The organism is Desulfotomaculum defluvii (assembly GCF_054657375.1).
The window spans coordinates 779,497-793,176 of record NZ_BAAHYV010000007.1 but is presented as its reverse complement, the minus strand read 5'-3'; the positions used below and the strand labels follow the sequence as shown (position 1 = coordinate 793,176).

Annotated in this window: 16 protein-coding genes; 4 read left to right on the top strand and 12 right to left on the bottom strand. The window is 37.1% G+C overall.

Features of this window, described 5'->3' with window-relative positions; all coding sequences use genetic code 11:
• Window position 1 precedes the first annotated feature (1 nt).
• From ACYQ03_RS10985 to ACYQ03_RS10960, 6 genes are all read right to left on the bottom strand, one after another.
• On the bottom strand, window positions 2–1,027 hold the full coding sequence (locus tag ACYQ03_RS10985; RefSeq protein WP_459909982.1) for a molybdopterin-binding protein: 1,026 nt from the start codon (window positions 1,025–1,027) through the stop codon (window positions 2–4).
• On the bottom strand, window positions 1,017–1,349 hold the full coding sequence (locus ACYQ03_RS10980; protein ID WP_459909981.1) for an XdhC family protein: 333 nt from the start codon (window positions 1,347–1,349) through the stop codon (window positions 1,017–1,019). Before ACYQ03_RS10980 ends, ACYQ03_RS10985 begins: the two co-directional genes overlap by 11 nt.
• A complete protein-coding gene (locus tag ACYQ03_RS10975; RefSeq protein WP_459909980.1) occupies window positions 1,342–2,118 on the bottom strand; it encodes an XdhC family protein in 777 nt (258 codons plus the stop codon). Before ACYQ03_RS10975 ends, ACYQ03_RS10980 begins: the two co-directional genes overlap by 8 nt.
• Before the next feature lie 15 nt (window positions 2,119–2,133).
• Window positions 2,134–2,925, bottom strand: coding sequence for a selenium-dependent molybdenum cofactor biosynthesis protein YqeB (gene yqeB, locus ACYQ03_RS10970; RefSeq protein ID WP_459909979.1), 792 nt, complete (start codon window positions 2,923–2,925; stop codon window positions 2,134–2,136).
• Window positions 2,926–3,203: 278 nt separating this feature from the next.
• Window positions 3,204–3,383, bottom strand: a complete 180-nt coding sequence (locus tag ACYQ03_RS10965; RefSeq protein WP_459909978.1) for a YgaP family membrane protein — start codon at window positions 3,381–3,383, stop codon at window positions 3,204–3,206.
• Window positions 3,384–3,503: 120 nt separating this feature from the next.
• Window positions 3,504–4,046 carry a nitroreductase family protein gene (locus tag ACYQ03_RS10960; protein WP_459909977.1) on the bottom strand — a complete coding sequence of 181 codons (543 nt, stop codon included), beginning with the start codon at window positions 4,044–4,046 and terminating at the stop codon, window positions 3,504–3,506.
• Between the two features lie 494 nt (window positions 4,047–4,540).
• Here ACYQ03_RS10960 and ACYQ03_RS10955 point away from each other — a divergent pair, with 494 nt between their 5' ends.
• Complete coding sequence (locus ACYQ03_RS10955; protein ID WP_459909976.1) at window positions 4,541–4,687, top strand: hypothetical protein; 147 nt, start codon at window positions 4,541–4,543, stop codon at window positions 4,685–4,687.
• Between the two features lie 194 nt (window positions 4,688–4,881).
• Here ACYQ03_RS10955 and ACYQ03_RS10950 read toward each other — a convergent pair whose 3' ends face one another.
• The 5 genes from ACYQ03_RS10950 to ACYQ03_RS10930 form a co-directional block, all read right to left on the bottom strand.
• Entirely contained in the window at window positions 4,882–6,330 is a 1,449-nt protein-coding gene (locus tag ACYQ03_RS10950; RefSeq protein WP_459909975.1) for a tryptophanase, read from the bottom strand.
• Between the two features lie 765 nt (window positions 6,331–7,095).
• Complete coding sequence (locus ACYQ03_RS10945; RefSeq protein WP_459909974.1) at window positions 7,096–7,539, bottom strand: universal stress protein; 444 nt, start codon at window positions 7,537–7,539, stop codon at window positions 7,096–7,098.
• A gap of 91 nt (window positions 7,540–7,630) precedes the next feature.
• On the bottom strand, window positions 7,631–7,756 hold the full coding sequence (locus ACYQ03_RS10940; protein ID WP_459909973.1) for a hypothetical protein: 126 nt from the start codon (window positions 7,754–7,756) through the stop codon (window positions 7,631–7,633).
• 36 nt (window positions 7,757–7,792) lie between these two features.
• Complete coding sequence (locus tag ACYQ03_RS10935; protein WP_459909972.1) at window positions 7,793–8,866, bottom strand: YeiH family protein; 1,074 nt, start codon at window positions 8,864–8,866, stop codon at window positions 7,793–7,795.
• A gap of 87 nt (window positions 8,867–8,953) precedes the next feature.
• Complete coding sequence (locus ACYQ03_RS10930; RefSeq protein ID WP_459909971.1) at window positions 8,954–9,418, bottom strand: hypothetical protein; 465 nt, start codon at window positions 9,416–9,418, stop codon at window positions 8,954–8,956.
• A gap of 338 nt (window positions 9,419–9,756) precedes the next feature.
• Here ACYQ03_RS10930 and ACYQ03_RS10925 point away from each other — a divergent pair, with 338 nt between their 5' ends.
• Genes ACYQ03_RS10925 through ACYQ03_RS10915 form a run of 3 tightly spaced genes read left to right on the top strand, consistent with a single transcriptional unit; the run spans window position 9,757 to window position 13,482 of the window.
• Window positions 9,757–11,385, top strand: coding sequence for a sensor histidine kinase (locus ACYQ03_RS10925; protein ID WP_459909970.1), 1,629 nt, complete (start codon window positions 9,757–9,759; stop codon window positions 11,383–11,385).
• Window positions 11,372–11,986, top strand: a complete 615-nt coding sequence (locus ACYQ03_RS10920) for a response regulator transcription factor (protein WP_459909969.1) — start codon at window positions 11,372–11,374, stop codon at window positions 11,984–11,986. Before ACYQ03_RS10925 ends, ACYQ03_RS10920 begins: the two co-directional genes overlap by 14 nt.
• 20 nt (window positions 11,987–12,006) lie before the next feature.
• Complete coding sequence (locus tag ACYQ03_RS10915) at window positions 12,007–13,482, top strand: PAS domain-containing protein (RefSeq protein WP_459909968.1); 1,476 nt, start codon at window positions 12,007–12,009, stop codon at window positions 13,480–13,482.
• Window positions 13,483–13,524: 42 nt separating this feature from the next.
• On the opposite strand, the gene ACYQ03_RS10910 is transcribed toward ACYQ03_RS10915, so the two are convergent.
• Window positions 13,525–13,668: a hypothetical protein gene (locus ACYQ03_RS10910; RefSeq protein ID WP_459909967.1), complete on the bottom strand. Its 144-nt coding sequence runs from the start codon at window positions 13,666–13,668 to the stop codon at window positions 13,525–13,527.
• Window positions 13,669–13,680 lie beyond the last annotated feature (12 nt).

The window sequence follows — 13,680 nt, the reverse complement described above, 5'->3', positions numbered from 1 at the left end:
CTTATTTGCCAAAGGGGCAATGGGGGTAGGTACAGGAAGGACAACTGCCACAAAGTCCACCGTACCCCAGTGCAGCAATGTCTTTTCTGCTCAGGCGTTCACCGGCCAACAGCCGTGGAAAAATCAGGTCGAACACCGTGGTTTTGGAATACATACCACAGGCTGGTAGGCCAATAATGGGGATACCCCTTAGGTAGGCCAACATAAACATAGCTCCAGGCAACACCGGTGAACCATAAGTAACCACCTCTGCACCGGTAGCCCTGATTGCTTCGGGTGTTACATCATCCGGGTCCACGGACATGCCCCCAGCGGCAATGACCAGTTCCGCCCCCCCTTCAATATGTTGTAGAATAGCCTGGGTAATGGCTTCTGGATCGTCGGGTTGATAAATATGGTCCATGGGTTTGGCACCATATTGCAAAGCCTTATCTTCTATAATCTTTCCATATTTATCTTGAATTCTGCCGTAGAAAACTTCATTGCCCGTGATTACTGTCCCAACCTTAAGGGGAGCCAGGGGCAATACTCGAATCATTTCACCATACTTTGCTGCCTTTTCTTCCACCCCCAGGATGGAACTTTCCTCAATGACCAGGGGTACTATTTTTGCTGCCGCCACCAAATCACCGGATTGCACCAATAGGTCCGAGTGTTTGGTAGAAAGGGCAACGTGTTCAAATTCATTGACTTCAGCCACGGCATCACGGTTTATCTTTAAAAGCCCTGGGCAGATGGCTTTTAGGTTTACCCGTCCTTCAGAAGGAGGATCACTTGTTACATTAGTACCACACACTGCCTGGGCCATGCGGGCTGCGGCGTCGTTTTCGTGGAGCTGCCCTTCCCCCAGTTCAATGAGATAAATATGTTCTTTTCCTATGTCCTTAAGGTGGGGTATATCCTCTTCTCGGATAATATGACCCTTACGGAAGGCAGGTCCTTTATAACTTCCAGGTACAATTTTAGTTAGTTCGTGTCCTAACACCATACCCACTGCATCTTCTACCTTTACTTTTTTAAACGCCATTTTGTCCTCCTATAAAAACCTGTATAAATACATCCATGACCCCACCACAAACCATACCTTCCTCAGCTGCCACGTCATTGAGCATACTAATCCTGTGGTTACAACAAAGCCCCTCATCCAGGGCCATGAGAGCCCGTTGCTTGGCTTCTGCTTCACCGCAGCCGCCACCGATGGTGCCAAAGGTTTTGCCCGTACGTTCCATTAGCATAGTGGCCCCGGCCTTACGTGGTGTTGAGCCTTTGGTGGAGAGGATGGTGAGTAAGGCAAAATCTTCTCCCCTTTGCTGCAATTCGCAAATTTGTTTCAGAATTAATTTATCCAATTTTGTGCCCCCTCAATTGGCTTAAAGGTAGGAAACGCCCACCCTTAAACTGTGCCACAATTTCTGCGGCAATGCTAAGGGCGATTTCTGCAGGACTTTGACCCCCTAGGTCTAAGCCAATGGGTGTATTAAGTTTCTCTAGCCACTGGACAGCGACTCCTTCCTCCTTTAATAACTGGAGCACTGCCTTAACCCTACGAAAACTGCCGATCATCCCCATATAGCCAGCCCCTTTGCCAGCAATACTCCTAAGACAATCCAAGTCGTAACGGTGACCCCGGGTAACAATGATTATTGCTGTACTTTCATCAAAGGTGACCTGCTCCAGTGCCTTCGTAAAATCTTCACAGATAATTTGATCAGCCTTGGGAAAACGATGTCGGTTGGCAAACTCCGGGCGGTCATCAATGACTGTGACTTCATAGTCCAGTTGATGCATAAATAAGGCCAGCGGCTGACTGATATGTCCACCACCCAAGATTACAGCACGTATTCTATGAGTTAAGGTATTCCAAAAGACCTGAAAATTTTGTTGTTCATACTCGATGGAAACAACCTTAGGCTTTTCAGAGTTAAGCCCTTTAAGCTCAGATAAGAGTCTTTTGTTAAAAGCCTCATCAATAATTTGACCCTTTACGCTACCATCTGACAGAATTACCAACATTTGCCCGAGCTTTGCTTTATGTTCTTGTGGTGCTCCCACAAGAGTGACCAACTGAGCACCTTGGCCACGCTCAACAGCAGTTAATAACTTTTGAAAAAGGTTCATCCTCTCACCTCATATTTATTCTCTGGCGGCTCGGTAAAGAAGCGCTTCCAAAACGCCACCACCTATGGCTCTGGCTTTGTCCGAGATGGTATAGCAATGTTCAGTCTCACAACGAGGATCAACATCCCCAATCTTCATGCCCTCTGGTACCCAGAGTCCCCCATGCAAGAGTCCCCGCAGTACCCCGGGAATATTAGCTACCACCGGTTGATCCTCCACCTGTGCCACCACCTCTCCTAAAGCAATGATGTTGCCAATAGTCCGCAAGGGCTGAAAAGATCCCGCACAGGGTGCCCGCAAAATCCTTTCTTTGGTATATCCACCAACCTCTCCTGGTACCCCTGTATTGGGCATGGCTCGTCCGTCATGCAATACACGACCCAGATAATGTCCTCTCATGGTCTCTACTACCATATGGACATCTACTCCTGCTGTAAAACCAGGCCCAATACCTACCACCACTGATGCATCGCTAAGTTTGGTCCCAGTATTTCGTTTCGCTAAGATGGCATCCACCACCGCCCAAGGTCTAAGCTGCTCAATTATCTTACCGTATGTATCTACCACCACTGCGACTTTCCCTGTCTCTGCCACCGTAAGTGCTTGCTCCGAATCTGTTTTTATTGCGGTGACTCCTTCTACTTCTATGGTTCCTCTATATACTGCCTCGGCAAAGGCTACCGTACGGCGTATTACTGTAGGCTGGGATAATTCAGTTGCCACCACAATAAAACCACTGCGCACTAACCGATGGGCAATACCTGTGGCTATATCCCCTGCTCCCTTTATTACTATCAATCGATTCACCTGAAACCTCCTTGGTGTAGTCACCTATATTTATGTTGCCAATTCTTTAAAAATTAACCGTTAATGAAATTGTATTAATTTTACCCAACTTTTATCAAAACCTTGCTTTAAGTTAGTTACCTATTCCCTGAGCCACAAAATAAAAAATCCCCCATTCAGGAGGGGGATTCTGACAGATATAGGTGTTTTGTAAAACTACTTCTCCGTATCTGGCGGTCCGGTGGTCCATTTTGCAGCATTCTCTTTAACAGCAAGTTGGGGTTTTAGACTAGAAAATCCTAATAACCATAAAGAGGACTGAACCCTATAGCCGCTACCAATAAAACCTCGAGAGCCAATACAAGAAAAATTATTGACCAAAAAGAACCAAAGGTCCTGAGAATGGCTAGGGCAATAAATAAAATACCAAAGGTTGCTCTTAAAATACGATCGGCAGTACCTACATTCTTTACTATCAAAAAGCCCCCCTTTCCAGCACAGATTTGAGCTTATTATCTGCAAATGGAACTCAAATATACTAGAAGAGATGCTCTTCGACTAACCATTTCTCGGATAATCTCATTCATCAATAACAGGTTTTACTTAGAAAAAGTGTACGGCACTTGGTAGCCATTTAAAAAAACTTTTTGGTATTTTAGCTCTTCCTCCCGGTGGTAAGACTTACTTTCGTTAGGATATCCAATAGCTATAATTGCTTCCACTTTAATTTGTTCAGGAATATTCAATACCTCACGAACGTAATCTTCGGAGGTTACACTATCATTATGTTTTCTTTCGCGGATTTGTACCCAACAGGAACCCAAACCCATAGAAACCGCCACCAATTGAATTAGAATACTAGCAATAGAAGCATCCTCTATCCACACATCACTGACCTGTGGGTCCGCTAGCACCACTATAGCTAAGGGTGCATTTTTTAAAAATGCAGAACCCGCTTGCTTAGCTGACGCTAATTGCTGTAAGAGTTGCTTATCAGTAACAATGATAAATTCCCAGGGTGTAAAACTCCTTGAGGAAGGAGATAATAACGCTCCCTGAATTAACTGAGCTATTTTTTCTGGCTCAATTTCTTGAGTTTTGAACTTCCTAATACTTCGTCGTTGTTTTAGTAATTCCAACATTGATAATCCCCACCATTCAGTAGTTATTTAACCAGAATCTCACTCAATCAGAACAAATTAGCTTCACTTTTCTAATTATTTAATCTTTAAAGGTAGCAATAGTGTCTTTCATTCTAATAGTGTTGACCTTTTCCTCTGAATAAATTGAAAGTTTTATAAAAAACTTTACTGCTCCACTGTGGATGCTCCATTTTAACCAATCTATACGTTTCTCAATTATTATCCTAATACTAGGTTTAAACCAACTAATCTCGATAGAACCCGGAATATATAGCGTTAGTGTTATAATAATATCCATGCTCTTTCTCGCTTAATGCTGTTATCTTATTGTCAATATCAATAACAATAATAATCCACGCCAATTCAAAATAACAATAAAAATTTTGAATAATTAACCATATCTTTCTATTTCAACTTATTACTGCCCTATACAATTTTATATTATATTATGATACCATTAGTGAAATGTGTCACATGAAGGAGATGACTAACAAATGAATAGTGCTACTATCTGGATTTGCAAGGCTTTAGCTCTGCCTACCGTATTGATGTTTGGTATGGCTACTCTGTTTATGTATCTAATCAGTACCGTGGCAGGGACAATATCTTCATTGTTTAGATTAAAAAAAGAATTTTCTTAAAAGAAAAACCTGGACTAATCCCCAGGCTTTCTTCCTATTTATATTACTAAGGATTATAACCGAAATTAAAACAGCCTCGGTTCGATGGATACTTCGATCCGAGGCTGTTTTTTAACTATTTTCTTGAGCTATCTATAAATCTGGGTGCAGTTTCACATTGGGCAAACTGCCCTTTAGTATTATTAATATTGCTATTAAAGACTATCTCCAAAGTCTTTCCTAAACTTAGCTACTAATTCCGGTTGCCAGTCTGAAACTGTTGCTAACTTTCCGAAAAAGAAACGCAATATTTTAGGTTCCTCCACAAAGGTAAGCCCTTTAACCAGATTGCGATTTTCAAAAAGCCAGCCAATTCGATCAACCGCATATTTAATTTGGGAAAGGGTAAAGACCCTACGGGGCAAGGCTAATCGTACCAGTTCCATATTGGCCATGGGTTCATTACCATTTTCATCCCTCTGTTCAGAAATAGTTCCTCTTTCCATCCCTCTAACCCCACTGATGAGATAAATGGCAGCAGCCAACGCTCCTGCAGGATATTGACTTTGCGGTACGTGTTCCAGGAATTCCATTGCATTTATATGACAGCCTAAACCTCCTGGTGGTGTAACAACCGGAACACCTTTTTTCTGTAATTCTTCCGTCATGAAGGCAATGAACTGGGGACCTTGATTGATCATATTCTCATCCATCGTCTCTTCTAAACCGACAGCAATGGCTTCCATTTCACGAACCGACATTCCTCCATAGGTAAGAAAACCTTCATAAAGAGGGATTAATTCACGCATCTTCTTATATGCACTTTCATTGTTCGTACAAAGCCCTCCGCCGCGGGCGCAACCCAATTTTCGTGCAGAAAAATAAATAATATCTGATAGATCAGAAATTTCCCTCGTAATTTCTCGGATAGTCATTAACTTACAGTTATCCTCGCGCTCCTTAATAAAGTATAAATTGTCAGCTAACAAACTAGCATCCAAAACAATCATAATTCCAAAGTCGTCACATACCTTACGGACCTGACGCATATTTTCAAGGGAAAAAGGCTGTCCTCCAATTAAGTTGGTTCCAGCTTCCAAGCGAACAAAGGGAATCTTATCAGCACCATGTTTCTGAATGATTTCTTTGAGTTGAGTCGTGTCCAAATTTCCCTTAAATGGATGAGTGCTACTTATATTAAAGGCTTCTGTTATAGGTATTTCTTCAATCGCCCCACCATTTAATACAATATGCGACTTGGTGGTAGTGAAATGATAATTCATCGGAACCAATGTACCTGGCTTAACAAAAACTTGAGAAATAATATTCTCACAGGCTCTTCCTTGATGAGTAGGCAAGAAAAACTTTTTGCCAAAAATCTCCTCAATTTTATCGGTAAGCCTAGTAAAGGTTTCAGATCCGGCATAACTATCATCTGCTATCATCATAGCAGCCAACTGCCTATCACTCATGGCATTGACACCACTATCAGTTAACATATCCATAAATATATCCCGATTTTTAAGTAAAAAGGTATTATTGCCTGCCTCAGTTATTGCTTCCAAACGTCGACCAATAGGAACAAGATCTAATTTCTGCACAATTCGAACCTTGTGCATTTCTAACGGAATATGCTCACCAAAATAAAATTTTATCGTTGACATCATTTTATCCTCCTTGTATTCATCTATAGCCGGTACCCTACTCTTCTTCCGTCCTACTGTACCTCCTTTGCTTAGAATTTTTAATAGGAGGAGAAAACAAAAAAACACCCCCGCTAGGAGTGCATAGCTAACCAAGGTATACCACTCCACTAGAGAGTGAATACTAAACCAAGGTATTTTGCCCTTTCTACCATCCTACCGTCCTAACAATTTACTTTGAGTAAATCTTACCATTCTACAATGCATATTATATAACGATATTGTCTATCCCGTAAAGATATATTTTTTAAAAAACCTAAAAACTGTTATTAATCCAGAATTGGAACTTAAGTAAAGTTATTTGATAGGTCTATGGAAAACCTGCTAGTATTCCCGATCATGAAAGAAATATATAATTGTAAAGCTTTTAACTTTAGGACAGGAAAAACCACCCGAGGGTGGTTTGCTTGCAACAATATTTTTCTTATTTGGGATCACCAAAGAACTGATACAATACAAAAATACCTAAAGTTATAGGGATAAGTACTATTATGCTACTAAAATTCCAACAATGAACAATACTATAAAATAATAGAAATAGCAAAAGACATGGAAGGACACTTTTCATATAGCATAGAAAATCTTGCATTACGGGATTGGTTATTTTAATAATACCCACCCCCTCATTCCAAATCTTGTGATTATTTTAACATATTTATATTTGGATACAAGGGGTTAATTAAGTCTGGTATAAATTTGACTTAAAAATCTGTCATCTATAAAAATTTACTTTAAAATATAGATTGAACTTGATATTTCCTTTAAAACCTTCTCTTTCACTTTACTTGAAGTGTTGCCCGGGGATTTTGGCTTTGTCCCAAGTATTAGTAGATCATAACTCCCTTGTTGAAATTCTTCTACAATTTCTATTTGAGGCTTCCCTTCCCTTACACGCCAGTGAAAACTTAAACCTAAGTCTCCTGCCCTGTCCTTAAAATCTTTAAAAATATTGTTTTTTCGCTCATTAGCCATATTATATATATATCCAATAAACTGATCCTTTGTTATGGCACTGGCCAACTGATCAACATAACCATAATGGCTCAAACTTGTTTCTGTCACGTGTAGTAGAGTTATCTCTGGTTTGGATAGTCTAACCAGTTCCAATACCTTTTCTAAAAACTCACTATTTTCATCGCCATGAACAGCCAGTAATATATTTTTAAACACAGTTGCCCCCCCAATTATGCAAGTAATAATTATGGCAGGGTAGAGAATCATCCTTCCCTAGCCTGCCATAATCATGTATCCTGAAAATATATTATGCTACGACCTTAGCCACTAATATCATTAGCAGTCCTAATCCAATTACCATATAGTCTTGCTTTCTAACCTTGAGGTCAGCAGCTCTTTGTTCATCAATTGCTGAACTTTTTTTTTCAGCCACTACCAACACCTCCACTTATTATTTAACTAATTAGTTTTAGAAGGGTAACAAAAACTTAACAATTAACAGTGCAAACACAGCTTTGACCGCACCAACGACAAACCCTAAAATTATACCATCTTTACCAGCAGCTTTCATATCAGAAAATCTAGTTGTTAGACCAATGCTGGCAAAACCTAAAGCAAAGCACCAGTTCATAATCTCACCAGCCATTTTTACTTCTTCTTTGCTGAAAAGACCTGCAGTATTGGCTAGTACAGCAATTAAGAAAGCTAAAATAAAGACTGGGAATTTGTCCATGATAAATTGAGTCTTATTGATACCTTGGGCCGCACTGCTGTTATTTTTCAGCACAGCCATAACTACATATAATACAACAAAAGGAAGCAATACCACACGACCCATGTTATATATACCAGCCATCAAACCTGCCTCTTCACCATAGGCCATACCTGCAGCCAATACCTGTGCAGAGTTAACAATACCAACACCAACCCAGGCGCCAAATTGATTCTCGGTTAGGCCCATCATTTTTCCTAATGCAGGGAAAGTAAATAATGCTATCAAACCAAAAATTAATATTGTTGCAATGGTATAGGCCATTTCCTGTCCCTTAGCTTTTACTGCAGGACCAGTAGCAACAGTAGCTGAAACACCGCAAATCGAAAAACCAGCAGCTAAACATCCAGCTAAAGGGTCGGTCATTTCAAACCGTTTACGTAACCAGAAGGTTAAAAATACAGTGGCAAACAAAGTGACAGTAATGAAAATCATACTAACGCTGCCTACTTTAACTAAAGAAGCCAAGGTATATTTAGTACCCATAATTACAATACCTGCTTTTGTTAAAATAGTAGAGTATTTAAGGCCAGGTTCCAAAAGTGAGGGAACCCCTACTGTATTACGAATAATCATACCAAAAATAATAGCTAATAAGATATGGTTTAGGAGAGTAGCATCATAAAAAGCCTTATGATTCTCCTTTAGATAACCTTCACCCCACATGGCAGCAACAGCAAGTAATGCAACAAGAATTAATCCTGGTATTGCTTTAGTAAACTGGGCAGCTAGGCTCTGACTTTGTATTTGGCTGACTTGCGTTTGGGCCAAGTTAATACACCTCCATGTAAATATTTAACTATCAATAAACCAGATAAACCTTGTGTTATCTGTTCCCCCTTTCTATTAAAATTTAACTTAATACACTGAAACCTGAGGTTCCGTAGTATATTTATACTTATTTGTTATGTTTTCCAAGCTTCTTATTAAAAAAAGATCATCTTTATAGCTTCCCGTTAGTAATATTTGATCATTATATTTTACACTATAGGTTTGACAATGTTTTGGGCCAACATATTTTATAAACTTACATTTTACTATCGATCCATCTATACTTTCTACTTCAATATTGCCTTCAATACAACCTAGATCACCATCAATATGTTTTTCCCATCCAACATCAATAACCTTACAACTTAGTGCACTATCATTCGGAATGATGGATTCACGAAGAATTTTATTAATTCGTCCGACATTAAACATCAATTTAGGCAATACCACTATAACTAAAGGTGTTATACATATAACAAATATAAACACCCACCCATACCACTTTACAAGCTTTTCCTTCTTTTCAATTATGTTTTGATTTGTATTTAACACAACATAACCTCCTATTTAATTTAGTTTTGAAGATTACATTGTTACAATTATTACTTTTATGTGTAGATATGTGTTTTTTATTGATTAAATACATATTATTTACTTTTTAGTTTATGGTCAATGTATTGGACCAACATTGAAAAATAGCAATCACCCAGATGGCACTTTTGTGTCATATGGGTGATTCTTTTTGCGTCTTATGCATTTCAAAAATAACGTCTTATATCTGACGTTATTAAATTTTGGATAAACAATCTATCTTTTATAGATAATAATAAAAAGGATTTTCACAATCATTTGTCGAATTTTTTAGCTAAAAAATAAGAAGCGGTGTAATTATGACACTTAATAAAAGACTTTTAAGTATTTTTATAGTCTTACTGGCCTTGACTTTTATTTGTTCAGTAGGTTTATTTAAAAAATTTTCAGAAACCTATGCTCAAGTAGATAAAATACATTCTTTCCAGGAACAACTTGCAGATTTCGACCAACTATTAACAAATATAGATAATATGACATCAAGTTTACAAGATTATATTATCTTAGGAGAACAAAGTTACTTGGAAAATTATTATGAGCAAAGTTCTTTGTTCATAAACAAGCAAACAGAAGTATACAATTCCCCAACTCTATCTAGCAACCAAGATGTATTACAATTAATTGATTTAAGTAAATCTTTTATATCCTTTGCCACTTTAGAGGTTATACCAGTTATACAGTCAAAAGAATATTCACAAACAAATATTGAATATCTGTATTCTAAGAATAAGGAATTAACTAGTGAGATTAAAGATAAACTAAACAATATTCACAAAGGTCACAATGCACAAATGAATAATTACTTTGAGACTACCTTATTGAATATTGATAACAAAATAATATTATTACTCTTTATTTTAATTTCTTCTTTTATTATTCTTCCATATGTATTGTATTTACTGTTTAAACCCTTAATGGAAAAATGCTTATATACAAATGAGTTAGCAGAGTACTCAGATGATGCTGTGATATTTATTGATCATAATGGTGATGTAAAATATGTCAACAAATCAGCACAAGATTTTTTTGGATTACTTCCTGAGAAAGTAATCAATAAGAATATACAACAGTTTCCTGAGTTTTTTCCCAGACTACAAAGCACCATTCAACCCTTATTTCATTCCTTAATGTACCAAAAGGAATTATTAAAAAATAAAGTAACTTATAAAGATGATGGTAGACCCCTAGATTTAACCGTAGATTATGTTCCTATTAAATTATTTGATCGATTTATTGGAGCAATGATGGTATCAAGAATTGCTAATCGACAAAAAGACAAACCCCTTTTACTGGATACACTAGAAAAAGAGCGCAAGAGAATATCCATAGAAATTCATGACTGGATAGCCCGTTATATGTCAACGATTATTCATTCTCTAGATTATAATCTTCGCTTACACAAAAACGGAGATCTAAAAGGAGAACAATTACTACAAAATCTTAGTGATCTGCGTAATCATTGCCAAAATGCTGCCATTGAAATGCGAGGCATCATGAATGATATCCACCCTTATTTAATTGACAAGGTTGGGCTAATTTCTGCTTTAGAATCCTATATTACTACATTTGAAAAGTTAAATAACATCAAGGTTTTTATTTTCTACCAAGATAGGTCTCTAAAATTAAAAAGGAAAGATGAGATTATTATTTATCGTATCATTCAAGAAGCACTAAGTAATATAGTTAAGCATGCCAGGGCCACTGAGGTAGATATCAACTTCACTAAAGAACATGATACTTTAATTATTGAAATAATGGACAACGGTGGTAATGAAGGTGACTTTGTAGCTGGCAAAGGAATATGGGGTATGAGAGAACGTGCAAACCTTATTGGTGGGACAATAGTATTTGGGTATTGTGATACCGGTTTTTGTGTTACACTTAATGTTCCTATAATACCAGGAGGCCAGAGCGATGAACAAAATTAAAACCATGTTGATAGAAGATCATAATGTATTCCGAGAAGGATTAAAAAAATTATTGGAACTGGAAGAAAATATTAAGGTAGTGGCAGAAGCTGGCTCATGCCAAGAAGCAATGGCCAAAATTTCAAAGGATGTGGATGTAATTCTGATGGATATAGGCCTTCCAGATGGAGATGGCCTCGACTTAGTTAGTAAAATCAAAACACAATATCCTCAAATAAAACATGTTGCACTAACCACCTATGACGATCCAATCTTTATTAAAAAAGCTATGGAATGTGGTGTTAAGGGCTTTGTACCTAAATACGCCTTCTTTGACGAGATAAAATCAGCAATTGTAATGACATATAGGGGAGGATCCTACCTTTACCCTGGACTTAATGCTGATACCCTTCTAAATTTAGCGGATTCGGGATTGTCTGAAAAAGATATACAACTTCTACAATTGCTTACTAGCGGGAGAAGTCAGAAGGAAATTGCAACAGAATTATTTATTAGTTTATCTACCTTTAGAAGAAGACTAAGAGAGATTTTCTCAAAATTAAATGTCCACTCTGTAGAGGAAGCCTTAACCATAGCTGTCAGAAAAGGAATAATAAAGTAGTAATTAATGGAGAAACTAATATGAAAAATTCTTCGCAAAAATTTAAACCTATCTTTTCTACACTACTTACAGTTTCTTTGGTAAGTATTTTTATCATATTTTCCTTTATGGAATTTCGCCATACTAATAAAGTTCTGACTCAGTACGAAACTGGAATCAAAGAAGTTGCTGCTAATAAAACAAATAATTATCTGAGTAACTTGAAAGTAACAACGGTCAATGCTGCAAATAAATTTGAAAATACAAGTACTGGAGATTATCCACTGGATCTGAAAAATCTAATGTCCATCGATCCGCGCATTACCAATGTATACATTATGCAAAAAGATGGAAAAGTTTTGAGTTCTACAACAAAGGATTATAACCAGAAACATATAGAACAAATTACAAGCCAAACAGCAAAATTGCATCTGTTTGAAATAGCAGTTTCTGGTATTTATAAGGGTTCCCAGGCTGAGGAAGATATTATAAGTCTAGCTATTCCATTAGGAAAAAAGGTTGAATTTAATAATCTTATCCTAGTCCTAGATTTTAGCATTGATCAGTATAAAAATGAGATAATCCAAGAATTCCTAAGTCCAAATTACAAGATAGCTGTGTTTGATCAATTTAACAAAGCTGTTATCTGGCCCTTTGATAATATATCCTCTGAATACTTTGATCTTAGCACAGAAACCTTCTACGAAGAAAAAAACAGATATAATATATATTCAAATAATCTAGAGGAAAACTGGAAAGTTTTTGTATTTTTAAAATCAACTGACTTCGAAGTTTTTCGTGTTTTCACTATTTTATTTTTAGTCTTTGCATTATATATTTGCCTATATGAGTTACTTGTGGAGTTTTGGGGGGTAAACACTGCCAAAACCTATTTTGAGAATATTGATTTCGCTATCCTAAACCAAATTAACGAAGGTATTATCATCGCCAATAATACAGATACTATACTCTTTGCCAATGAAGCTGCCCATAATATCTTTGCCGATCGAAAAAATACCTTAAGAAATGTAATGCTTAAAGAAATCTTAGGAAGTGTGGGGGATTACCGAGAAGAACAAGAGAAATCTTTTATCTTCACAGTAATGTTTAGAGACAAAATATTAAAGGCTATCCACTCACCCATTATTAAAAACAATAAAATTCTAGGATCCTTAACCGTTATTAGAAATACAGAGGATAATAGTAGCATTGATCATAAAGTGTTGAATAGACTAATTGAATTATTACCACAGGGTATTGTCTTTTTCAACAAGCACCATGAGGTTATGCTATCAAACTTAATAGCTAAGTGTTTACTCAATAATTTAACAACCGGTGCAAGTATAGAAGTAATAGATCGGGAATTAGCTACCATTATTTATAATAATATAGACACGGGACTTTCTAAAAGAGTTCAAACATCAAACGGTCATAGCTGTGACATTACACCCATCTATGACGATGATGGAATATATGTAGGTACCTTAGTTATTTTGTTAACTGAATCTATATCATAAAAGCAATAACCCTTACCGAGTAAGGGTTATTGCTTTATATTTTTACCAATTTTGATGAACGATTAAAACTATAATTAATACTAATAGAGCTATAGATAGTGCGGCATAATCCTCCATTCTTTCTGTAGCAAACAAAGAAAATAACCTAGGTTCCCTATCTTCGGACCTATCCCTTCTATTTTGCATAGCCTCACCTCT

Excerpts from the sequence above, each read along its gene's own strand:
- ACYQ03_RS10985 (WP_459909982.1), bottom strand. The coding sequence starts at position 1,027 with ATGGCGTTTAAAAAAGTAAAGGTAGAAGATGCAGTGGGTATGGTGTTA.
- ACYQ03_RS10975 (WP_459909980.1), bottom strand. The coding sequence starts at position 2,118 with ATGAACCTTTTTCAAAAGTTATTAACTGCTGTTGAGCGTGGCCAAGGT.
- ACYQ03_RS10960 (WP_459909977.1), bottom strand. The coding sequence starts at position 4,046 with ATGTTGGAATTACTAAAACAACGACGAAGTATTAGGAAGTTCAAAACT.
- ACYQ03_RS10955 (WP_459909976.1), top strand. The coding sequence starts at position 4,541 with ATGAATAGTGCTACTATCTGGATTTGCAAGGCTTTAGCTCTGCCTACC.
- ACYQ03_RS10950 (WP_459909975.1), bottom strand. The coding sequence starts at position 6,330 with ATGTCAACGATAAAATTTTATTTTGGTGAGCATATTCCGTTAGAAATG.
- ACYQ03_RS10925 (WP_459909970.1), top strand. The coding sequence starts at position 9,757 with ATGACACTTAATAAAAGACTTTTAAGTATTTTTATAGTCTTACTGGCC.
- ACYQ03_RS10920 (WP_459909969.1), top strand. The coding sequence starts at position 11,372 with ATGAACAAAATTAAAACCATGTTGATAGAAGATCATAATGTATTCCGA.
- ACYQ03_RS10915 (WP_459909968.1), top strand. The coding sequence starts at position 12,007 with ATGAAAAATTCTTCGCAAAAATTTAAACCTATCTTTTCTACACTACTT.
- ACYQ03_RS10910 (WP_459909967.1), bottom strand. The coding sequence starts at position 13,668 with ATGCAAAATAGAAGGGATAGGTCCGAAGATAGGGAACCTAGGTTATTT.